Below are 21,933 nucleotides of genomic sequence, written 5' to 3' on the forward strand. Positions count from 1 at the left end.
AGACCTACTGAACAGTTACTTCTTTTTTTAGAACAGACCCGTGATCCGTCCATTCTCATCGACATCGATCTTCTCTGCCGCTGGCATCTTCGGAAGTCCTGGCATCGTCATGATGTCGCCGGTCAACGCTACGATGAATCCTGCGCCCGCGGATACTTTCAGGTTGCGGACAGTTACTGTAAAGTTCTTCGGTGCGCCGAGCAGCTTCGCATTGTCCGAAAAGCTGTACTGCGTCTTCGCCATACAGATCGGATAGTTACCAAATCCAAGCTCAGTCAGGCGTTTTGCCTGCTTCTTTGCTGCATCCGTGAGTACAACGCCGTCGCCGTGGTAGATCTTCTTCACGATCGCATCCAGCTTCTCCTCGATCGTTGTATCGGTCTCGTAGCAGTAGTGGAAATCGCTCTCAGTCTCGCACAGGCGGATGACTTCTTTTGCCAGCTCCTCGCCGCCTTCTCCGCCTTTCGCCCATACCTCGGACAGAGCTACATTGACACCGACCTCATGGCACTTGTCCTCGATCAGCTTTAATTCTGCCTCGGTATCCATTGGGAAGCGGTTGATCGCTACGACACACGGAAGTCCATATACCTTGGTAATATTTTCTACATGCTGCATCAGGTTCGGAAGTCCCTTCTCCAGTGCTTCCAGATTCTCTGCGTTTAAGTCAGCCTTCGCCACGCCGCCGTGATGCTTCAGGGCACGTACTGTCGCTACTACAACGACCGCCGACGGTTTCAGCTCTGCCATCCGGCACTTGATATCCAGGAATTTCTCCGCACCCAGGTCAGCGCCGAAGCCAGCCTCTGTGATCGTGTAATCACCCAGCTTTAATGCCATCTTTGTCGCAATGACAGAGTTACATCCATGCGCGATGTTCGCGAACGGACCGCCGTGGATAAATGCCGGTGTATGCTCTAAGGTCTGTACCAGATTGGGTTTCAGGGCATCCTTTAAAAGAGCCGTCATCGCGCCCGCTGCTTTCAGATCACCGGCAGTGACCGGTTCCTCGTCATAGGTATAACCTACGATAATCTTGGAAAGGCGTTCTTTCAGATCCGTAATATTGCGTGCCAGGCACAGAACTGCCATGATCTCGCTGGCAACCGTGATGTCATATCCGTCCTCACGGGTCACGCCATCCACGCGGCGTCCCAGACCATCTACGATGTTGCGGAGCTGACGGTCATTCATATCGACAACACGCTTCCAGGTAATACGCTTCGGATCGATGCGGAGTGCATTGCCCTGATAGATATGATTGTCCAGCATCGCTGCCAGCAGGTTGTTTGCTGCGCCGATCGCGTGGAAATCACCGGTAAAATGGAGGTTGATATCCTCCATTGGAATGACCTGTGCATATCCGCCGCCAGCTGCACCACCTTTGACACCAAAGACCGGTCCCAACGACGGCTCACGAAGCGCTACGGTTACCTTTTTGCCAAGACGTTTCAATCCGTCTGCCAGACCGACCGTGGTCGTGGTCTTTCCTTCTCCGGCTGGAGTCGGGTTGATCGCGGTCACCAGAATCAGTTTTCCATCCTTGCCCTCGGTCTCTTTCAGAAGACTGTAGTCTACCTTTGCCTTATAATTTCCATACTGCTCCAGATACTTCTCGTCTACGCCTGCTGCCTGTGCAATCTCACCGATTTTCAGTGGATTCGCTGCCTGTGCAATCTCAATATCTGTCATCATTACTCCTGTACCTCCCTGTTTTTGCGGTTTTGCCTGTTCCGGAAGTTTTCACACAGTGAATGTTATCTGCTTTATCTTCTGTAAAGAAGATCCCCCCCCCTGTGAATTTCCCAGAAAGGCTGTGAATGTTATCTATTATATACTGTGTCTGACAATTTGGAAAGACACAAAATTGATTTTTCACAAAAAATTGCATCCGATTCCAGTTTTTCTACTTTTCCCCCAAGTTCTGATACATAACTTTCGTCCTTGATCGATGCCAGATTGATCTTCACATTAAAGAGGGCACCCACAACCGCTGTCCGGGCTAACATCGCCGCAATCAGACCGTCGGAAACGGCACCTTTATTGCCCCTCTTTACGACCGCTTCCGCCATCGGAAAAATCTTTGCCGCTGACTCCGCAATCGCAAGCGGCGCTTCGGTCGCCTCTTTTAACCCCTGCTGCAGGGCGGCAGTGCGGATTTTTTTCTCCTCCTCCGTCTCCTTCGGAAGCTTCAGCGCTCTCATATATCCATTGAACGATTCGCTGTCCTTTTTGATCCCTGCCAGCAGCTCCTCATGCAGCGCAGCGCCCTCAGCTGCCAGCGCCTGCATTTCCTCCTGCACCCCGGCATATGTTTCCTTTCCGATCGTCAGATTTGCCACCATTTCCATCAATGCCGCGCCCAGCGCCCCCACCATCGCCGACACGCTTCCGCCGCCCGGTACAGACGCCTTCGAAGCAGTTTCTTCTACGAACTGGTTTACGGAAAGTTCTCTTAATTCTGCCATGATTTTTCTCCTTTTTTATGAAAAAGAATGTGCCTTGGCACATTCTCGCGCCTCGTGCGGTCGCCTGCGACATAATTCTTCTTCGCGCGAGTGCACATCCCGCGGAGCGTTTTTTATTTCATAGAACACATTTTCCTATGAAAATGAAAAAATACCGCAAAATTGCTTGTCTCACCGATCAGAAATCTTCTGCCCCGCTGGCAACGTAATTTTGCGGTATTCCCACCGAGCCCTACGGATATGAAATCGTTCCGTAAGAACCGATATACTCCTTTATCTGCGTTTACTAATTTAAGAATGAAACTGCCTTACACGGTGTTCGGTAGTTGGACGGCGAAATCTTGATGCCGCTCTTTGCCGTACTTGCGTGGATAACCTGTCCATTGCCTATGTAAAGTGCTACGTGATTGATATAATTGCCGCTCGCATAAAAAAGCAGATCGCCCGGCTGTACTGCGCTGACCGCAACCTCCTTGCCCTTTGCCGCCTGATCTCTCGAGCTTCGTCCGGTTGAAATACCGAAATGTGCAAATACACTCATTGTAAATCCGGAACAGTCCGCGCCGTTTGTCAGACTGGTTCCGCCGTATACATACGGATTTCCAAGGAACTGCTTTGCATATGCCACAACCGCAGAACGGGTAGCATTTGTTACTTCATTTCCAGAAGAGGACGTACCGCCTGTGCCTGGTCCGCCGCCCGGTCCAACGCCGCTTGCAGTGGTCGCTTTCGTCGCTGCCGCGGTAGTCGGCGCTTTCGTCTCAGCTGCCTTTGTCGTCTCCTTGGCTGCCGCTGTCGTCCCAGCTGCCTTGCTTTCGCTCGGATTCGCCTCTATTGTTCCGCTGTAGGAAGTCTCCGGTGCTTTGGTCGTCTCTTTGGCAGCTGCCGTGGTTTCCTTCGCCGCTGCCGTGGTTTCCGCTGCCCTCGACTCTTCCTCGGCTTTCTTCTTTACCTGTTCCAGGTTCTCGATCGCCGCATTCGCTTCCTGTTTCAGTTTTTCTTCTTCAGCTTTCTGCTGCTGTTCCTCAGCTACGGAAACTGCCTGCTTAAAGTCTACCTGCGTCGTAATATAATCTTTATACACATATCCGACCAGATCATTATCGACGGAAATCTTGGCAAAATCGCCCTCTTCTCCGATCACCTCATACTCTGCATCTGCAGAAAGAAGATCCAGCGTCTTGCCCTCTAAGCTCGGCGTTTCTCTCAGGCGAAGCGTAGAGGTATTTGTAACCTTCGCGTAGGTTGTGCCGACTTCCCTGGCAATCTTGGACGCCTCCTCACCGGTCACAAAATACTGTGCTTTAATATAACCGGTCACGGAACCCGACTGGATATGGTACCATTTGCCGCCCTCGCCGTCCACCGTGTCCAGAATTGTCGCCGCACAGTTATTGTAAATCTTTCCGACTACCTCGCTGCCTGTGCTCGCCTGTGCGCGAACATTGACATAATTGGTCACACGGGAAATCGCGATATTATCGTAGATCGACTTGGACATCGCGCGGACAACCGCCTCAGTCTCGCCAGTTGTCTCCTTTGGCTGGGCTTTCGTCTCTGCTGGCACCTGTGCCGGTTTGGCTGTCTGCGCACCGCCTGCCACGCCCGTCTGACCGGCTCCCGCCACTGCCAGAACTTCTTTAGAAGCAAATGCCTCCGCCAGCTCTTTTTCCGGGTTCAAGCTGCTCGCATAGTAATTATTGATCGCCACTGACGCGCCAGCGACCGGGGCATCCGTCTCCAGATTCATCGCCGCCTGGGCGCTCATCTGTCCCGTCCCTGCCATCACAAGGCACGCTCCTGATGCTATCAGAAATTTCAGCGTTTTTCTCATAAGGACCTCCTACTCTTCTGTCCGTTCTGTTCCGTCGTTTTATCTCAAACTGTAACTGTTCAGTACCTTCACAGTCACGCGCAAAAATCCATTAAAAATTGCCTACGGCAATGGGATTTTTGCCTGCTGACCCATGTTTTCGTACGGTCAGCGCAGTAAATGCGCAGACCTACTAAACAGTTACTCTGTTTTCTTCTATGTTAAAAATGAGTTATGCCTGAAGATATCGCTCTGCAGATGCCACGCAGTTTGCACCGTCCGATGCCGCTGTCAGAATCTGGCGCAGCGCCTTGGTCCGGACATCTCCGGCTGCAAATACGCCCGGAACGCTCGTCTGACCGCTCTCATCCGCCCGGATGTAGCCCTGCTCATCAAGCTCTAACTGACCCGCATACAGCTCACTCTCCGGTGCGATTCCGACCGCAATAAAGACACCATCCACGTCCAGCCGCCTCTCTTCTCCGGTTTTGGTCTGTCTCAGCCGCAACGCCTCCACCTGACCGTCCCCTTCAATCGCAGCCGTCTCGCTGTTCCAGACAAATTCAATATTTTCAAGCGCCTGTAAGCGCTCCTGCAGCCGTTTTGCCCCGCGAAGCTTGTCTCTGCGGTGGACGATATATACTTTTTCACACATCCGTGCAAGAAAAATTGCATCTTCCAGCGCCGCGTCGCCGCCGCCCACAACGGCAACCGTCCTTCCCCGGAAAAATGCCCCGTCGCAGGTCGCGCAGTATGAAACGCCTGCCCCGCGAAGTTCCTCTTCTCCCGGCACCTCCAACGTCCTGTGATGTGCTCCGGATGCCAGAATCACACAGCGTGCCTCATACGTCTCTTCCTCGCAGACTACTTTCTTCACATTTCCTGAAAGCTCGACCTGCACGACCTCATCCTGTACAACTCTTGCTCCCAGCTTGTTTGCATGCTCCCGGAACTGTCTGGAAAGCTCAAAGCCGGTCACACCCGGAAATCCCGGATAATTGTCCACCTCCCAGGTATTCAGCACCTGTCCGCCGCTGATTCCATTCTTCTCTATCACAATCGTGTCCAGACACGCCCGCTGTGCATAAATCGCCGCACTCAAGCCAGCTGGTCCGGAACCAATGATTATTATATCATACATGGTATACAGTTCCTTTCTTCCGAATCTGTTCGGTAATTGATCCGCTCTATCGCTGTGTCAGATCCATTTGGTTTTAGTATAACACATTTTGGCACTTTCATACAATGCTGTAAAACACTCAGAACAGCAAAAAATGGATGAAAATTTCTTACGATTTTATGACAGGCGGAAAAATGAAACTATTTCATGAATTTTAAATACATGCTATAATTCAATCAAATATGATGTTGGGGTCAAAAGCTTTTGACCCCTCTAATACCGAATTGCTCTGCACTGCGTGCTCCCGCAATTCTCAAAAACATTCGCATATAAGGAGTTTACTGCCATGAATCATAAAACTATCCTCGTAACCGGCGCTTCCCGCGGAATCGGGAAAGCGATTGCATTAACCTACGCCAGGAACGGCTGGGATGTCGTGATTACCTGCCTGAGGCGGGAAGAAGAATTAAAAAAGACCCAGCGCGAAATCGAAGCGCTGGGCGTTTCCTGCCTTGCCTGGATGGGCGATGCGGGCGATTTTGAGAGCTGTTCCCGCCTGTTTGACGCGATCCGGGAGCGCTTCGGTTCCCTGGATGTCCTCGTCAACAATGCAGGGATTTCCTACATCGGTCTGTTCCAGGATATGACGCCGGACGAGTGGAACCACATTCTCAATACCAACCTGACCTCCGTCTTCAACTGCTGCCGCCTCGCCGTTCCGATGATGGTGTCACGCAAATCGGGACGCATTCTCAATATTTCCTCCGTCTGGGGCGTCTGCGGCGCTTCCTGCGAAGTCGCCTATTCTGCCACCAAAGGCGGCATCAACGCCATGACGCGCGCCCTCGCGAAGGAACTTGCGCCGAGCAGCATCCAGGTCAACGCGATCGCCTGCGGCGCTATTGACACCGAAATGAACCAGTTTCTCGATGAAGAAGAACGGAATGCCCTGCTGGAAGAAATTCCAGCAGGACGTATGGGGCGTGCCGAGGAAGTCGGAAAACTGGCATACCAGCTGGGGAGCGAGGACTCCTATTTAACGGGACAGATAATTCAACTGGACGGCGGCTGGATCTAAAACCTGAAATAAATAAACGGATTATACGTGCTGCTGACGAGATACATGGTACACAAAAACAGCAGCACAGCCATAATCACAATATCCACTGTCTTTGTCACTTCTTTCTCATACAAATGCTCCCGCAGCTTCGGGCATATACTCTGCGCGATGCCCGAAAGCAGCACGCCCAGCACCGCAAGAAAAATTACCTTCCGATTCACGAACAGCGATGCCGGATAGATGCCGTTCTCCCAGGTAAACATCTGATGCAGGATCACTTTCGCATCCGCCAGCGTATCGGCGCGGAAGAACACCCAGCCAACCACTACAACCAACGCCGTATAGATGTGATTCAGTCCCCGGAAGCAGTTCTTCTCCAATAGCTTCCCAAGTCCCATGCGTTCCACCACCAGAAACAGCCCATGGTACAATCCCCAGATGATAAAGGTTGCCCCAGCGCCATGCCAGAGCCCGGTCGCAAAAAAGACAATCAGCAGATTAACATACGTCCGCACCTGCCCTTTCCGGTTGCCGCCCAGCGGGATATAAAGATATTCCCTAAACCAGGTCGAGAGTGAAATATGCCAGCGTCTCCAGAACTCGCGGATCGAGGTAGAGATATACGGATAATTGAAGTTCTCCATAAAATCAAATCCAAACATTTTTCCCAATCCGATCGCCATATCCGAATATCCCGAAAAATCAAAATAAATCTGAAGTGTGTACAAAACCGCCAACATCCACGCATTGACCGTTCCCAGCTGTGCCAGCGGTTTCTCCATCATCCAGTCCACCGTCGCCGCAAAGGTATTAGCAAACAACATTTTTTTCGCCAGTCCGTAGGAAAAGCGCTTGATTCCATACGCCATCCCCTCCGCCGTACACTGCCGGTTCCCAATCTGTTCGCAGACATCGTGATACTTGACGATCGGTCCCGCGATGAGCTGCGGAAAGAAGGAAATATAGAGCGCCAGATGAAAGATATTTTTCTGCGCCTGAATCGTCCCCCGGTACACATCCACCACGTAGGAAAGCGCCTGAAACGTGTAGAAGGATATTCCGACCGGAAGAGCAATCTCGCGGAAAGAAAGTGTATGTGCGCCGCCCGCAAAGCGGCTTAACAGAGAATTTGCAATCTCGACTGCGAAGTTAAAATATTTGAAATAGCCCAGAAGAAGGAGGTTTAAAAACACGCAGGTTGTAACAGCAAGGCGCATTCTGTGTTTACTCTGCATCCTCCCAATCCACAATCCAAAGAAATAATTCAGCCCGATCGAAACAAGCATCAGAATCACATACTTCGGCTCGCCCCACGCATAAAAAAAGAGGCTGGCAGTCAGAAGGACGCTATTGCGGATATGCAGATTTTTCGTTATAAAATAAAGCAAAAATACCGCTGGCAAAAAATACCATAGGAACACAAGGGAACTAAATAACATAAATCATACCATCCTGTATTTGTTACTGTTCACACATACGTGCCCAGTAACGGAATTTGCCGTGGCTTCGCATTTAAATACGGCAAATTCCTGCCGCCACCACGTTTTCTTACGGCACTTTCGGTTCCAAAAGTGCCTACCCATGAACAGTAACCTGTATTTTCTTATATAGCAGATAAATCATATCTATATTCCAGACACTCTATTATACGGGTAATCCCCCTTAATCTGTCAAGTGTTTTTGACCAGAATAAAGAATGTGCCTTGGCGCATCCTCGCGGAGCGTTTTTTGTTTCATAGGACGCAATTTCCTATGAAACAAAAAAACCCTGCCTCCCAGGTTCATCACCTCGGAAACAGGGTTCTCTTTACTCGCTGGCACGGGACTGCGGAGTACTGGGTGGAGTAAATCCGTCCAGCCGGCGCTGTCTCATATATTTATCAGAGAAAAATATACAAAACTCTACTGCTTATTTATTGTAAGAAGATATCTCTTCCTGCTTTTAATTAGTTGTTCTTAGCTGCTGCTTTAGCTTCTTTGATCTTCTCAGTCAGCATCGGAACGATCTTGTTTAAGTCACCTACTACGCCGTAGTCAGCAACATCGAAGATCGGAGCAGACTCATCTTTGTTGATAGCAACGATGATGTCAGACTCTTCCATACCTGCCAGATGCTGAATAGCACCGGAGATACCGATTGCAAAGTATACGTTCGGGCGAACAGTCTTACCTGTCTGACCTACCTGAAGATCCTTCGGCTTCCAGCCAGCATCTACAACTGCACGAGAGCAGCTTACGGTACCGCCGATAGCCTCTGCCAGATCATCCAGAATCTTGAAGTTCTCCGGGCTTCCTACGCCACGACCGCCGGATACAAGGATCTTAGCATCCATGATATCAACGGTGTTGGATACAGCCTTAACAACTTCCAGAATATCAACATATTTGTTGTTCTTTGTGAATCCCGGATTGAACTCAGTAACAACAGCTTTTTTGCCAGCTTCCTTCGGAGCCTTCTGCATAACACCCGGACGAACGGTTGCCATCTGCGGACGGAAATCCGGGCAAGCGATGGTAGCGATGGTGTTGCCGCCGAATGCCGGACGAGTCATAAGCAGCTGATTGTGCTTTGTCTCTCTACCCGGAACCGGATTCATCGGGAAATCGCCGATATCAAGTTTTGTACAGTCTGCAGTCAGACCTGTATGGATTCTAGCGCAAACACGCGGACCAAGGTCACGACCGATTGCAGTAGCACCGATCAGGAAGATTTCCGGTTTGAACTCTTCGATAACAGATGCGATTGCATGTGTGTACGGCTCTGTACGGTACTCTTTTAACTCCGGATCGTCTACAACGATAACCTTGTCTGCACCGTACTCTGCTAACTGATCTGCAAGACCCTTAACGTCAGAACCAACTAAAACAGCGGTTACTTCTACTCCTAAATCTTTTGCTAATTCTTTACCTTTGCCAATCAGCTCAAAAGCGATATTGCTGATAACATTATCCACCTGCTGTGCAAAGACAAATACGCCCTTATATGCTTCTAAGTTGTTCATCTTATTCACCACTCTTTTCTATAAAATAATTAGATAATGTGTTTCTCTGCCAGTTTGCCAACGATATAATCTGCGGAAGCTGCCGGATCCAGTTCTACCTTCTCGCCAGCACCCTTTCTTACCTTATCGGAAGCTTTTGCGATCTGTGTCGGTGAACCCTTCAGACCGAGGTTGGAATCCTCAACCTCTTTCAGATCTTTTCTGCCCCAAACGGTGATCTCTTTTGCGTATGCATCGAAGATTCCGCCCGGAGTCATGTAACGCGGCTCGTTTAACTCTGCAAGAGCGGTTAAAAGACACGGAAGCTGTGCTTTTACTACGTGATATCTATCATCATACTGACGCTCAACTACGATGTATTTCTCAGCTTCGTTTACTTCACGGATGTTCTGAGCGTAGCTGATTACCGGAAGTCCAAGATGCTCGGAGATCTGCGGACCTACCTGAGCGGTATCGCCATCGATAGCCTGACGGCCAGTGATGATTAAGTCATAATCAAGGTTGCGAAGTGCACCTGCGATAGTCTGGGAAGTAGCCCAGGTATCTGCACCACCGAGTACACGGTCAGTTACAAGAACACCATTGTCTGCGCCCATAGCCATAGCCTCACGAAGAACCTCTTCAGCCTTCGGAAGACCCATAGTAACTACGGTAACCTCTGCACCATACTGATCTTTTAAGCGAAGCGCTGCCTCCAGACCTGCTTTATCATCTGGGTTCATGATTGCCAGCATTGCGCTTCTGTCAAGAGTACCATCCGGGTTAAATTTAACTCCGCCTTTGGTATCCGGAACCTGTTTTACACAAACTACAATTTTCACGGTATTTTCACTCCTTATTTTTTTCTTTTTTCTCTATAGGACTGAGATTGTTCTGATTTCTCTGCAGACTGAATTATTTTAACAGATCAGCGGAGATAACCATTCTCTGAACCTCAGATGTACCCTCGTAGATCTCAGTAATCTTAGCATCACGCATCATACGCTCTACGTCGTACTCTCTCGTGTAGCCGTAACCACCGTGAAGCTGTACAGCCTTGGTTGTAACTTCCATAGCAACCTCTGCTGCATACAGTTTAGCCATAGCTGCTTCTACAGAATAGGTTTTCTGTGTCTTCTTAGCAACGGCTGCTCTGTAAACAAGGAGCTGAGCTGCTTTCACTTTGGTAGCCATATCTGCCAGCTGGAACTGAGTGTTCTGGAACTGACCGATAGCACGACCAAACTGTTTTCTCTCTTTTACATAATCAACAGTTCTCTCAAGAGCGCCCTCTGCAAGACCAAGTGCCTGGGAAGCGATACCGATACGTCCGCCATCCAGGGTATGCATAGCGATGTGGAAACCTTTGCCCTTCTGGCCAAGCAGGTTCTCTTTCGGGATACGGCAATCTGTGAAGATCAGCTCGTATGTAGCAGATCCACGGATACCCATCTTCTTCTCTTTGGTACCGAAGGTGAAGCCCGGAGTTCCTTTCTCTACGATAAATGCAGAGATCTCTTTTTTCTTTCTGCCCTTTACTTCAACAACGCCTGTTACAGCGATGATAACGTAAATGTCAGCCTCTTTACCATTGGTAATGAAAACTTTGGAGCCGTTTAATACCCACTCGTCGCCGTCTAATACAGCCTTGGTCTGCTGACCCTGAGCATCTGTACCAGCACCCGGCTCAGTAAGACCGAAAGCACCAAGCTTCTCGCCCTTAGCAAGCGGAACCAGGTATTTCTGTTTCTGCTCTTCAGTACCGAAGGTCTGGATCGGATCGCAGCACAGAGATGTGTGTGCAGATACGATAACGCCGGTAGTACCACAAACTTTGGAAAGCTCCTCAACGCACATAGCGTATGTTAACGGATCACAGCCCTGTCCACCATACTCCTTCGGAACCGGGATGCCCATGAAGCCAAGCTTCTGCATCTTTTTAACGGTTTCCTCCGGGAAGTGCTCTGTCTCGTCAACTTCCTGTGCCAAAGGTTTTACTTCGTTCTCGGCGAAGTCATGGAATAACTTTCTCGCCATTTCATGCTCTTTACTTAATGTAAAATCCATGTGTCTATTCCTCCATCATTTTCTTATATACGCTTAAGAGGCGGCTTTAAGCGCCGCCCCGTTGCGGTTCTTAAAAATCTGGTACTCTATTATGTTTTCATCTGGTCAAGAAGCCAGACTTATGTACATATTAGTTGTACTTGTAGAAGCCTTCGCCAGACTTACGGCCAAGCTTGCCGCCGCGAACCATCTTTCTAAGAAGCGGCTGCGGACGGTACTTCGGGTCACCAGTCTCAGACTGAAGTACTTCCATGATAGCCAGAACAACGTCCAGACCTACCAGGTCGCCCAGTTCAAGCGGTCCCATCGGATGGTTAGCACCCAGCTTCATAGCGGTATCGATACCCTCTACAGAAGCCTCGCCCTCAGCGTAGATACCGATAGCTTCGTTGATCATCGGGATGAGGATACGGTTTACTACGAAACCAGCGCCCTCTTCTACCTGTACCGGGATCTTGCCGATCTCTTCAGAGATCTTCTTAACTTTGTCAACAATCTCTACCGGAGTGTTTAAGCCTGCGATAACCTCAACCAGCTTCATAACCGGAGCCGGGTTGAAGAAGTGCATACCGATAACCGGGCGGTCAAGACCTGCACCGATCTCAGTAATGGACAGAGAAGAGGTGTTGGTAGCGAATACGCAGTCTGCCTTGCAGATAGCGCCCAGCTCTTTGAAGGTCTGTTTTTTGATCTCCATGTTCTCGATTGCTGCCTCAACTACGAGATCGCAGTCGCTGCAGATAGTCTTAACGCCGGTATGGATTCTGGCAAGGATCTTGTCTGCATCCTCTTTTGCCATCTTTCCTTTTGCTACTCTCTTCTCAAAGTTCTTGGAAATTTTCAGTTTGCCGTTGGAAGCAAACTCTTCGTTAATATCACACAGGCATACTTCATATCCATCTACCTGGGCAAATGCCTGAGCGATTCCGGAACCCATGGTTCCTGCACCAATAATACCAACTTTCATGACAAATCCTCCTGAAATTATACAACTATAATTTAACTAACTATCTATTGTTAAACTGCTCCACTTTCCGTTTCTCAAGGAATGCCTGCATACCGTTCTTCTGATCTTCTGTCTCGAAGCATCCGCCAAACAGTTTTTCCTCGATCACGATAGCCTGATCCATATCAGTCTGAAGTCCGTCGTTCATCGCCTTCTTGCTGTTTCTGACAGCGATCGGAGCCATCTTTGCGATAGTGCCTGCCAGCTTCTTCGCAGCCGGCATCAGCTCTTCCTGTGTATAAACAGCATTTACAAGTCCGACACGGTATGCCTCGTCCGCTTTGATGTTGCGGGACGCAAATACCATCTCTTTTGCCTTGCCCGGTCCGATGAGACGTGCGAGTCTCTGTGTACCGCCGAAGCCTGGTGTGATACCAAGACCTACTTCAGGCTGTCCGAATAATGCATTGTCCGAGCAGATACGGATATCACAGCTCATGGCAAGCTCGTTGCCGCCGCCGAGTGCGAAACCGTTTACTGCCGCGATAACCGGAACCGGGAAGGTTTCGATCTTGCGGAAAATATCGTTGCCGAATTTACCGAAGTGCTCGCCCTGCTCCTTGGTCATCACGCTCATGGCAGCAATGTCAGCACCAGCTACGAAAGATTTCTCTCCTGCGCCGGTCAGGATAATTGCACGAATTTCGGAAAGGTCTACTGCATCAAATGCAGCTTCAATATCCTTCAGCACATCCTCGTTTAACGCGTTCAGTGCCTTCGGACGATTAATAGTTATGACTGCGACGTGTCCGTCTACCTCATAGTCTACAAATCCCACTTCCAGTTCCTCCTAAAAAGCTCTTGAATTGAAATACGTAAAACCAGAAACAGCCGGAGCGCCGGGGATAAGCCCCGACGACTCCGGTTCTGCGTCAGAAATTAGTCTCTCTCAACGATCGTTGCGCAGCCCATGCCGCCACCGATACACAGAGTAGCCAGACCCTTCTTAGCGTCACGTTTCTGCATCTCGTATAACAGAGTTGTCAGGATACGGCAGCCAGATGCTCCTACCGGATGTCCGATAGCGATTGCACCGCCGTTTACGTTCAGGATGTCTTTGTTGAAGCCAAGGTCACGAGCTACAGCGATAGACTGAGCTGCGAATGCCTCGTTTGCCTCGATCAGGTCGAAGTCTTCTACCTTCCAGCCTGTCTTCTTCAGAACTTTCTTGGTAGCTGCAACCGGTCCAATACCCATGATGCTCGGATCTACACCACCCAGAGCGCCTGCTACCCATGTAGCCATCGGTTTGATACCCAGTTCTTTTGCTTTCTCTTCGCTCATAACAACTACAGCTGCTGCACCATCGTTGATGGAGGAAGCGTTACCAGCTGTTACACGTCCGTCTTTCTTGAATGCCGGACGAAGCTTGCCAAGAACCTCTACAGTGGAACCCGGACGCGGACCCTCATCGGTATCTACGATAACAGTCTCTTTTTTCTTCTTAACTTCGATCGGAACGATCTCGTCTTTGAAACGTCCAGCCTCGATAGCTGCGCAAGCCTTCTGCTGGCTAGCTGCCGCAAACTCATCGAGTTCTTCTCTTGTGATACCCCACTGATCGCAGATGTTCTCAGCGGTGATACCCATGTGGTAATCGTTGAATGCATCCCACAGAGCGTCATTTACCATGGTGTCGATCATGGTCGCATTGTTCATACGGTATCCGTAACGAGCCTTCATCAGAGCATACGGAGCTGCGGACATGTTCTCTGCACCACCAGCTACTACGATGTCAGCATCGCCTGCAAGGATCATATCTGCTGCTGCGTTTACAGCATTCAGACCAGAACCGCAAACCACGTTCAGGGTAACTGCCGGAACTTCTACCGGAAGACCAGCTTTCAGAGACATCTGACGTGCTACGTTCTGACCAAGGCCAGCCTGGATAACACATCCCATGTATACGTGATCAACCTGCTCTGGAGCAACGCCTGCTCTCTTCAGAGCCTCCTTGATAACTACGGCACCCATCTCAGCTGCTGGAACAGTACTGAGCTGGCCACCCATAGAACCTACTGCGGTACGGCATGCACTTGCAATTACGACTTTCTTAGACATTGAAAAAATCCTCCTTGAAAATGATCCACCACGTAAATAACACAACTGCAGTAAATAGTAAAATAGTGATAAATATGATAGTGTATTTGTATCTTAACACCCCACGCGGCTCCTGTCAAATAATTATCAATGGATTTATAAAGATTTAAGATTCTCATTTTTCCGCGTACAATCCACTTATTTCTACATCGTTTTGATCGCCTTTAGGCGGAATGCACAATTTTTTTCTTCCGTTTTCTCAATAAAAGTGGTCTTCTCTGGCATTATAACCAACATGGTATTTTGTTTGTGAATTAATAGACAAAGTCATTTCTTTTCCATTTACATACGCTTATATCTGTAATTCACAAATATGAATATGTCGTCATTTTCCCCTATTTTGTCCTCCGCCTCTTTCGTTGACAAGGGGTAGTGGAGATGATACACTGATAAACAACGGGGGATGTCCGAATCACGCATTTGTACGGACTTCTTCATATTATTAAAAAGGACAAGGTGAATAAGTATGGATTACAAGAAACTGTATGCAGAAAAGCTGGTTTCCGCTGAAAAAGCTGCTTCCGTCGTTAAATCTGGCGACTGGGTCGACTATGGCTGGACCACCGGCACTCCGGTAGCAGTCGATGCTGCTATCGCAAAACGTCTTCCGGAACTGGAGAATGTAAACTTCCGCGGCGGTATCCTGATGTGGGTACCGGAGATCTTCAAGATCGAAAACCCGGCAGCTCATATGACCTGGAACTCCTGGCACATGAGCGGTATCGAGAGAAAGGCAATCGCACAGGGATTCAGCTTCTATGCTCCGATCCGTTATTCCGAGCTTCCGAGATACTATCGTGAGTCCGCAACCAAACCGGATGTAGCTGTATTCCAGGTCGCTCCGATGGACGAGCACGGTTATTTCAACTTCGGACCAAATGCTTCCCATATGGCAGCCTGCTGCGAGACTTCCAAGGTTGTCATCGTAGAGGTCAATGAAAATATGCCGGTCTGCCTCGGCGGATTTGAGAACGGCGTTCATATCTCCAACGTAGACATGATCGTAGAGGGCAGCAACCCGACCATCGCAGAGATGGGAGGCGGCGCAGCAGCGACTGATGTCGATGAAGCAGTTGCAAAACTGATCGTAGACGAGATCCCGGATGGTGCCTGCTTACAGTTAGGTATCGGCGGTATGCCGAACGCAGTTGGTTCCCTGATTGCAAAATCTGACTTGAAAGATCTGGGTGTTCACACCGAAATGTACGTTGACGCATTCGTTGATATTGCCGCAGCCGGCAAGATCACAGGCGCTCACAAAGCACTGGACAAAGGCCGTCAGGTATACGCATTCGGCGCTGGTACCAAGAAACTGTATGACTACTTAAACAACAACCCGGCCTGCATGAGTGCTCCGGTTGATTACACCAACGACGTCCGCACCATCGCAGCCCTGGACAACTTCATGTCCATCAACAACGCGGTTGACCTCGACCTCTTCGGTCAGGTAAATGCAGAGTCCGCAGGAATCAAGCACATCAGCGGTGCAGGCGGACAGCTTGACTTCGTTCTGGGCGCTTACCTGTCCAAGGGCGGAAAGAGCTTCATCTGCTGCTCCTCCACCTTCAAGAACAAGGCTGGCGAGCTGCAGTCCCGTATTCTCCCGACCTTAAATCAGGGTTCCATCGTAACCGATACACGCGCAAACCTGCACTACCTGGTAACCGAGTACGGTAAAGTAAACTTAAAGGGTCTTGCAACCTGGCAGAAATGCGAGGCTATCATCTCCGTTGCACATCCGCAGTTCCGCGATCAGCTGATTAAGGAAGCTGAGAAGATGCATATCTGGAGACAGAGCAATAAGATCTGATAAGAACTCAAGATCTGATAAAATCGGCAGAATTCGAAGACAAAATCCAGCAAACTATCTATGGTATCTGAGACTCCCGGTTCTCCGATACATCAGATACGTTTATTTTCTAAAAAAAGTGCTTTTCCTCTCAAGAAATTTTCTTCGAGAAGAAAGGCACTTTTTTATTTATACTTTTTTTCTTATAGTTTTTGTTCTACAAGTCTCTGTCTACCATCCGCTACTGTTCCAGAGACTTCCACCGGAAGTTCGGAATCACATCCGACCACTTATTAATTCCGATGATTGATTTTGCAAAATTCGAAGTTTCCAGCGTGTATCTCTTCTGATCAATGTCGTGGAAAACTCTCCAGAGCTTTCGATCCTTTACCGCTACAATCTCATTGCCCTGATTCATATCACAGGACCACAGACCGAAGCTTAAGCCTGCCCTTACCTCTGACGGCGCATCGACCTGACGACTCAGAATGTACGCGTCGATATACGGGTTGCTGTCCACGATATAGTAAGAATATGCAAATGCCGCCGCCTGGATATCCGACACATCGCCGCGCGTCAGACTCTGTGCAGTAAATCCTTCCTCCGTCAGAATGACATGGCGCACCTCGCCAGATGCTGTCTTCATCGAATCCTGATTCAGATAATCGGTCAGTACATGCAGGTTTGCAAAGTTGACAATCGGTGAATCTGCACTCTCGGTTACCAGCCCCGTTGCCGGATCATCCCAGAATTCCGGTTCCGTCATCGGGTACGGATACGGATGGTAGGCAATGCCCCAGTCCATCTGGCCTTCCGTTACTGCCAAGGCGTTAAACGTATCAACAATGCCTTTGCCCGTATAATGCACCTGATCGTTCAGGTTCTCATACGGAGCTCCCCACCAGAAATCAAGTGAAAAATAAACCCGGTCATTCGCACTTGTGCTCTTGATCGCCGTGTAGAACGTGCGGAATGCCTGCTGATACGTGGATACATATGCATTCAAATCTGCCGGTCCCATGTAGTTCCAAATCTGGTTGTTGATCTCATTGCCCAGAATCCAGTTGGAAATCTTCGCATAATTTGAATTATGATTCTTGCCGCTGTAACGATCCGCCAAAAACGCGAAGATCGCACGCGTTGTCTCAAATCCTTCCTGTGTCTTCGTGTTAAACATATAATAATTGGCGCTCGAAGATTTCGCAGTTCCCGCATGAACCAGTTCCGGGTGCGCGTCATTCCAGTCATTTAAAACGATCGCCGTCACAGATATATCTTTTCCGATATATGTACTGATCACCTTGTCATAATTTTCAACCACCGACTTATTAAAATGATACGTTTTTCCATCGTACTCATAATCAATGCCACTCCCTAAAAACTGGGAAAATGCGATATTGACCGCCACATGTTTGACACCCAGTGTAAATGCATCGTTGAGCATATTTAACTGGATATTCAAGCCCTTTTTCGTCAGCGGCGTCTTAAACGCATCCTGATTGGATGCAACCACCTCCGGATTTGTGATATAATGTGCCGCGCCAACTGCCGTAAATGTAGTTCCGTCAAACACTGCCGGAACAAACCGGCTGTAAAGGCGGTCCTGGGCAGTTCCCTTGTTTAAAGGAATCGAGACGGTCCTCGTTTCCCCTGCGCCTACGCTGCTGACATAATCAGTCCGGCTTCCAATCTCCGACTCATACGGCCGCAATTCAAACAGATAAATCTTTCCGTCCGTCCCCGTTATATCACCGTTGCTTGAAAGTGAAATATCCACTGTATTCTGCCCCGAACCAATCAGACAGGAGCCGATCGAAGCGGTTATCTGAAACGTCTGCGCCGCCAGTGCTGTGAACGCAGCCGCCACACTCAGGCAGACCGCTGCAGCCAGGACAAGCGCCGTTTTCATCCATTTTTTCATCCTGTTCCTTCCTTTCCGTCTAATATCCTATGGTATTTGATCATACTTCATTCTTCCGTCAGATTCAATTACTATTTTATTAAGGATTATTACAACTATTTTGGAAATTCTGTATGATTCCCAGCATTTTATCTTTCCCAAGCCTTGATTTCTTTCCTATTCCTATTCTTTTACCACTTGCAAATATTGGTTTTATATATAAATCCCTTAGAGCCGCAAATTTAAAAAGCTACAGTTTCCGGAACCATCAAGTATTCCTTCCACCATAGCTTTTTGATATTAGCGATTATTTAGTTCTTAATGCCCTCATCGCATTTAAAATTGCAATGACGGAAACACCGACGTCCGCAAACACGGCTTCCCACATATTCGCCACTCCAGCCGCGCCCATCAGAAGCACAACCGCCTTAACCGCCAGAGCAAACACGATATTCTGGTGCGCAATTGCCATTGTCTTGCGTCCGATTTTAACCACACCTGCAATCTTCGCCGGGTTATCATCCATCAGGACAATGTCCGCCGCCTCGATCGCCGCGTCACTTCCCATGCTTCCCATTGCAATACCGACATCTGCGCGGGAGAGAACCGGTGCATCGTTGATGCCGTCGCCGACAAATGCCAGCTTCCGCTTTCCGGTCATCTCCGCCAGCATCTCCTCGACCTTCTGCACCTTATCCGCCGGAAGCAGCTCCGTGTACGCCTGATCGATGCCAACCTTCGCAGCCACCGCCTCGCCGACCGCTTTCCGGTCGCCCGTCAGCATAACAGTACGGCGGATTCCAGCCACCTTCAGTCCACGGATCGCATCCTCCGTCTCCGGCTTGATCGTATCGGCAATCAGGATACTTCCGGCAAATTTTCCGTCCTTTGCCAGATAAATCACAGTGCCGATGCCGTCGCATTCCTGATACGGTATATTTTTACTCTTCATCAGGCGTCCATTACCCGCCAGAACTTTGTGACCGTCGATCGTTGTCTCGATACCATGACCGGAAATCTCGTTGGTTTCACCAATGCGGGTTAAGTCGATCAGGGGTTTGCGTACCACTCCCTGCACACCCTCTTTGGACTGCACCTCTTTTATTGTGTCATTGTCAGCATCCAGAACGATTTCTGCTGTTCCCGCATTCGCCTTTTGAGTTTCTGCTTCTGCCAAACTGCCTTTTCTCTCACGATACGCCTCCCGTATCGATTCCGCGATCGGATGCGTCGAATAATTCTCGGCATACGCCGCCAGCTCCAGAAGCTCATCCTCACTGATTCCCGCCGGATGCAGCTCCGTCACTTTAAACTCGCCCTTCGTCAGGGTGCCTGTCTTATCAAATACAACCGTATCCAGCTCCGAAACTGCCTCCAGATAATTGCTTCCCTTGACTAACACACCGATGCGGGATGCAGCACCAATGCCGCCAAAGAAGCTAAGCGGAACCGAAATCACCAGCGCACACGGGCAGGAAATTACTAGGAAAATACAAGCTCTCTGAATCCACTCGCCAAATTCTCCGCCCAGCACAATCGGCGGCACAAATGCCAAAGCAACCGCCGCGATCACGACCACCGGCGTATAATATCTGGCAAACCGGGTGATAAAGTTCTCCACCTTCGCCTTCTTGCTGCTGGCATTCTCCACCAGCTCCAGAATCCGTGCCACCGTCGAATCATCAAATTCTTTCGTCACGCGCACCCGCAGAAGCCCGCTGCCATTGACACATCCGCTGATGATTTCATCCCCGGCTGCCGCACGGCGCGGTACCGATTCACCAGTCAGCGCCGAGGTATCGATCATCGATTCACCCTCTACCACCACGCCATCCAGCGGAATCCGCTCTCCCGGCTGTACCACGATGATGTCATCTACTTCCACATCATCCGGATCGACCTGCTCTATCTGTCCATCTTTTTCAATATTGGCATATTCCGGGCAGATATTCATGAGATCGCTGATCGACTGGCGCGAACGGTTGACCGCATAACTCTGAAACAGCTCGCCAACCTGATAGAACAGCATAACCGCAACCGCCTCAGAAAACTCGCCCACACCGAACGCTCCGAACGTCGCTACTGTCATGAGGAAATTCTCATCAAATACCTGACCATTTTTAATCCCCCGGAACGCCTTGTATACAATATCCCATCCAATAATCAGATACGGAATTAAAAATACGACTAACTCTGTCCACGGCTGCGGCATTCCGGCAAATACATTCATTTTTTTCGCTGCTGCCGCCGCGATATATACGATTGCCGCCGCGACGATCCGCTTCAGCATCGTTTTCTGCTTCTGATTCATAAAGCCTCCCTTCATTCTGGAAACACATTCCCAGAAAAAAAGATATAGGAAAATGTGCCGGCACAGCTCATTTGCCTATATCTTTTTACTTTGCCCTTCTGTGCATTACACAATCTGATTTTATTCTTTTAAAAAGCAGCTTTTGATCCGATTATGCCTTTTCCAATTTTACATATTAATAATGCAGTCCGGTTCCACCTTCTTGCACACTTCTACAACCTCTTTCATGATCTCGTCGAAACGTGCGTCATCCGCATCGATCGTCATTTTCTGCATCATAAAGCTGACACTCGCATCATTGACTCCATCCAGCTTCTTGATCGCATCCTCCATCTTTGCTGCACAGTTTGCACAATCCAGATCAGTTAATTTAAATTTCTTCTTCATGATAATCCTCCTCTTTTTATTGAGTTATAAATTTTTAATGTTTGCTTTCCGAGACCTGCAATTTTTTTCTTTACAGATAGCACCGCTTTCACATTCATTCAATCCATTATCATCATTCAAGGAACTTGCTATTCTTTAATATGCTCAAAGCCCTGGTTGATAATCCGGTAAACGTGGTCGTCTGCCAGCGAATAGAACACCGACTTTCCGTCCCGGCGGCTCTTGACAAGCTGCGACTGCTTGAGAATCCGAAGCTGATGCGAAATCGCCGACTGCGTCATATTAAGCAGCTGTGCAATGTCGCAGACACACATCTCCGACTCAAACAGCACAAACAAAATCCGGATCCGCGTCGAATCACCAAATACCTTAAACAGCTCCGCCAGATCATACAAATCATCGTCATCCGGCAGCATTCCCCGGACCGACTGCACAACCTCATCGTGAACAGCACACTCCTCACAGCACTCTACATCATGAATTGCCATCCGATTTCTCCCTTCATGCTACGCGTTTCTGCCCTGCTTCACTGCTTCTTTCGTGAAAGCAGTTTGCAGGATTTTATCAAGATTTCTTTGAAATATTTTTATTTATATGAATCATTGTTCATATGTTCATTATATGAATGTAACTGGGAAATGTCAAGAAATATTTGTAGGAATTTAAAAGGAGTAAATGAAATGTTTTCTCAATTATAAAATGCTGCAAAAAAGACTGTTCATACAGACAAAATCCACTAAGTAATGCGCGTAAATGTGCTTCTTTCTGCCCAGTTTACAGATGATACTCTGTAAACCGGCACAGTTCAAATATCTATTCTCTACATCCTATGCTTTTTTGTCTATTTATGAACAGTCCGTTCTTTTTTATTCATTATTATATATCTTTTGCAGTTTATTTTTTCGACACTGCTTGAGCTATATTATCCATC

General features: G+C 48.8%; 17 protein-coding genes. 2 read left to right on the forward strand and 15 right to left on the reverse strand.

The window, feature by feature from the left end; translation table 11 throughout:
- Nucleotides 1-27 precede the first annotated feature (27 nt).
- The 4 genes from DWX68_RS10335 to trxB all read right to left on the reverse strand — a co-directional run bounded on the left by DWX68_RS10335 (nucleotide 28) and on the right by trxB (nucleotide 5,431).
- Nucleotides 28-1,695: a formate--tetrahydrofolate ligase gene (locus tag DWX68_RS10335; protein ID WP_118629334.1), complete on the reverse strand. Its 1,668-nt coding sequence runs from the start codon at nucleotides 1,693-1,695 to the stop codon at nucleotides 28-30.
- A 128-nt stretch (nucleotides 1,696-1,823) separates the two neighbouring features.
- Entirely contained in the window at nucleotides 1,824-2,468 is a 645-nt protein-coding gene (locus tag DWX68_RS10340; protein WP_118629336.1) for a cyclodeaminase/cyclohydrolase family protein, read from the reverse strand.
- 286 nt (nucleotides 2,469-2,754) lie between these two features.
- Nucleotides 2,755-4,302, reverse strand: a complete 1,548-nt coding sequence (locus tag DWX68_RS10345; RefSeq protein WP_118629338.1) for an SH3 domain-containing C40 family peptidase — start codon at nucleotides 4,300-4,302, stop codon at nucleotides 2,755-2,757.
- A gap of 211 nt (nucleotides 4,303-4,513) precedes the next feature.
- The gene (trxB, locus tag DWX68_RS10350) at nucleotides 4,514-5,431 is read right to left on the reverse strand and encodes a thioredoxin-disulfide reductase (protein ID WP_118629340.1); all 918 of its coding nucleotides are present in this window, start codon (nucleotides 5,429-5,431) and stop codon (nucleotides 4,514-4,516) included.
- Between the two features lie 316 nt (nucleotides 5,432-5,747).
- On the opposite strand from trxB, the gene DWX68_RS10355 reads away from it, so the two are divergent.
- On the forward strand, nucleotides 5,748-6,479 hold the full coding sequence (locus DWX68_RS10355; RefSeq protein WP_118629342.1) for an SDR family oxidoreductase: 732 nt from the start codon (nucleotides 5,748-5,750) through the stop codon (nucleotides 6,477-6,479).
- Here DWX68_RS10355 and DWX68_RS10360 read toward each other — a convergent pair.
- From DWX68_RS10360 to DWX68_RS10390, 7 genes are all read right to left on the reverse strand, one after another.
- A complete protein-coding gene (locus tag DWX68_RS10360; protein ID WP_118523313.1) occupies nucleotides 6,476-7,900 on the reverse strand; it encodes an MBOAT family protein in 1,425 nt (474 codons plus the stop codon). The genes DWX68_RS10355 and DWX68_RS10360 overlap by 4 nt on opposite strands.
- A gap of 507 nt (nucleotides 7,901-8,407) precedes the next feature.
- Entirely contained in the window at nucleotides 8,408-9,463 is a 1,056-nt protein-coding gene (locus DWX68_RS10365; protein ID WP_117796101.1) for an electron transfer flavoprotein subunit alpha/FixB family protein, read from the reverse strand.
- A gap of 29 nt (nucleotides 9,464-9,492) precedes the next feature.
- Nucleotides 9,493-10,284, reverse strand: a complete 792-nt coding sequence (locus DWX68_RS10370; RefSeq protein WP_118629344.1) for an electron transfer flavoprotein subunit beta/FixA family protein — start codon at nucleotides 10,282-10,284, stop codon at nucleotides 9,493-9,495.
- Between the two features lie 73 nt (nucleotides 10,285-10,357).
- Nucleotides 10,358-11,509, reverse strand: a complete 1,152-nt coding sequence (locus DWX68_RS10375) for an acyl-CoA dehydrogenase (protein ID WP_107001362.1) — start codon at nucleotides 11,507-11,509, stop codon at nucleotides 10,358-10,360.
- 130 nt (nucleotides 11,510-11,639) lie between these two features.
- Nucleotides 11,640-12,476: a 3-hydroxyacyl-CoA dehydrogenase NAD-binding domain-containing protein gene (locus DWX68_RS10380; protein ID WP_107001361.1), complete on the reverse strand. Its 837-nt coding sequence runs from the start codon at nucleotides 12,474-12,476 to the stop codon at nucleotides 11,640-11,642.
- Between the two features lie 40 nt (nucleotides 12,477-12,516).
- Complete coding sequence (locus DWX68_RS10385) at nucleotides 12,517-13,293, reverse strand: enoyl-CoA hydratase-related protein (protein WP_117796103.1); 777 nt, start codon at nucleotides 13,291-13,293, stop codon at nucleotides 12,517-12,519.
- Nucleotides 13,294-13,394: 101 nt separating this feature from the next.
- Nucleotides 13,395-14,576 carry an acetyl-CoA C-acetyltransferase gene (locus DWX68_RS10390; protein ID WP_107001360.1) on the reverse strand — a complete coding sequence of 394 codons (1,182 nt, stop codon included), beginning with the start codon at nucleotides 14,574-14,576 and terminating at the stop codon, nucleotides 13,395-13,397.
- 505 nt (nucleotides 14,577-15,081) lie between these two features.
- On the opposite strand from DWX68_RS10390, the gene DWX68_RS10395 reads away from it, so the two are divergent.
- Nucleotides 15,082-16,425 carry a butyryl-CoA:acetate CoA-transferase gene (locus DWX68_RS10395; RefSeq protein ID WP_118472575.1) on the forward strand — a complete coding sequence of 448 codons (1,344 nt, stop codon included), beginning with the start codon at nucleotides 15,082-15,084 and terminating at the stop codon, nucleotides 16,423-16,425.
- Nucleotides 16,426-16,645: 220 nt separating this feature from the next.
- On the opposite strand, the gene DWX68_RS10400 is transcribed toward DWX68_RS10395, so the two are convergent.
- The 4 genes from DWX68_RS10400 to DWX68_RS10415 form a co-directional block, all read right to left on the reverse strand.
- Nucleotides 16,646-18,325, reverse strand: a complete 1,680-nt coding sequence (locus DWX68_RS10400) for a DUF5722 domain-containing protein (RefSeq protein WP_118629346.1) — start codon at nucleotides 18,323-18,325, stop codon at nucleotides 16,646-16,648.
- A gap of 286 nt (nucleotides 18,326-18,611) precedes the next feature.
- Complete coding sequence (locus DWX68_RS10405; protein ID WP_118629348.1) at nucleotides 18,612-20,615, reverse strand: heavy metal translocating P-type ATPase; 2,004 nt, start codon at nucleotides 20,613-20,615, stop codon at nucleotides 18,612-18,614.
- A gap of 168 nt (nucleotides 20,616-20,783) precedes the next feature.
- Nucleotides 20,784-21,002: a cation transporter gene (locus tag DWX68_RS10410; RefSeq protein ID WP_022358590.1), complete on the reverse strand. Its 219-nt coding sequence runs from the start codon at nucleotides 21,000-21,002 to the stop codon at nucleotides 20,784-20,786.
- A 128-nt stretch (nucleotides 21,003-21,130) separates the two neighbouring features.
- On the reverse strand, nucleotides 21,131-21,490 hold the full coding sequence (locus DWX68_RS10415; RefSeq protein ID WP_022358591.1) for a metalloregulator ArsR/SmtB family transcription factor: 360 nt from the start codon (nucleotides 21,488-21,490) through the stop codon (nucleotides 21,131-21,133).
- Nucleotides 21,491-21,933 lie beyond the last annotated feature (443 nt).

The sequence above is a fragment of the Clostridium sp. AF20-7 genome (assembly GCF_003479275.1).
Classification (GTDB): domain Bacteria; phylum Bacillota; class Clostridia; order Lachnospirales; family Lachnospiraceae; genus Otoolea; species Otoolea fessa.

Bases quoted from the DNA above. Each gene is read 5' to 3' on its own strand.
- DWX68_RS10335 (WP_118629334.1), bottom strand. From the start codon at position 1,695: ATGATGACAGATATTGAGATTGCACAGGCAGCGAATCCACTGAAAATC.
- DWX68_RS10340 (WP_118629336.1), bottom strand. From the start codon at position 2,468: ATGGCAGAATTAAGAGAACTTTCCGTAAACCAGTTCGTAGAAGAAACT.
- DWX68_RS10345 (WP_118629338.1), bottom strand. From the start codon at position 4,302: ATGAGAAAAACGCTGAAATTTCTGATAGCATCAGGAGCGTGCCTTGTG.
- DWX68_RS10355 (WP_118629342.1), top strand. From the start codon at position 5,748: ATGAATCATAAAACTATCCTCGTAACCGGCGCTTCCCGCGGAATCGGG.
- DWX68_RS10360 (WP_118523313.1), bottom strand. From the start codon at position 7,900: ATGTTATTTAGTTCCCTTGTGTTCCTATGGTATTTTTTGCCAGCGGTA.
- DWX68_RS10365 (WP_117796101.1), bottom strand. From the start codon at position 9,463: ATGAACAACTTAGAAGCATATAAGGGCGTATTTGTCTTTGCACAGCAG.
- DWX68_RS10375 (WP_107001362.1), bottom strand. From the start codon at position 11,509: ATGGATTTTACATTAAGTAAAGAGCATGAAATGGCGAGAAAGTTATTC.
- DWX68_RS10380 (WP_107001361.1), bottom strand. From the start codon at position 12,476: ATGAAAGTTGGTATTATTGGTGCAGGAACCATGGGTTCCGGAATCGCT.
- DWX68_RS10390 (WP_107001360.1), bottom strand. From the start codon at position 14,576: ATGTCTAAGAAAGTCGTAATTGCAAGTGCATGCCGTACCGCAGTAGGT.
- DWX68_RS10395 (WP_118472575.1), top strand. From the start codon at position 15,082: ATGGATTACAAGAAACTGTATGCAGAAAAGCTGGTTTCCGCTGAAAAA.
- DWX68_RS10400 (WP_118629346.1), bottom strand. From the start codon at position 18,325: ATGAAAAAATGGATGAAAACGGCGCTTGTCCTGGCTGCAGCGGTCTGC.
- DWX68_RS10405 (WP_118629348.1), bottom strand. From the start codon at position 20,615: ATGAATCAGAAGCAGAAAACGATGCTGAAGCGGATCGTCGCGGCGGCA.
- DWX68_RS10410 (WP_022358590.1), bottom strand. From the start codon at position 21,002: ATGAAGAAGAAATTTAAATTAACTGATCTGGATTGTGCAAACTGTGCA.
- DWX68_RS10415 (WP_022358591.1), bottom strand. From the start codon at position 21,490: ATGGCAATTCATGATGTAGAGTGCTGTGAGGAGTGTGCTGTTCACGAT.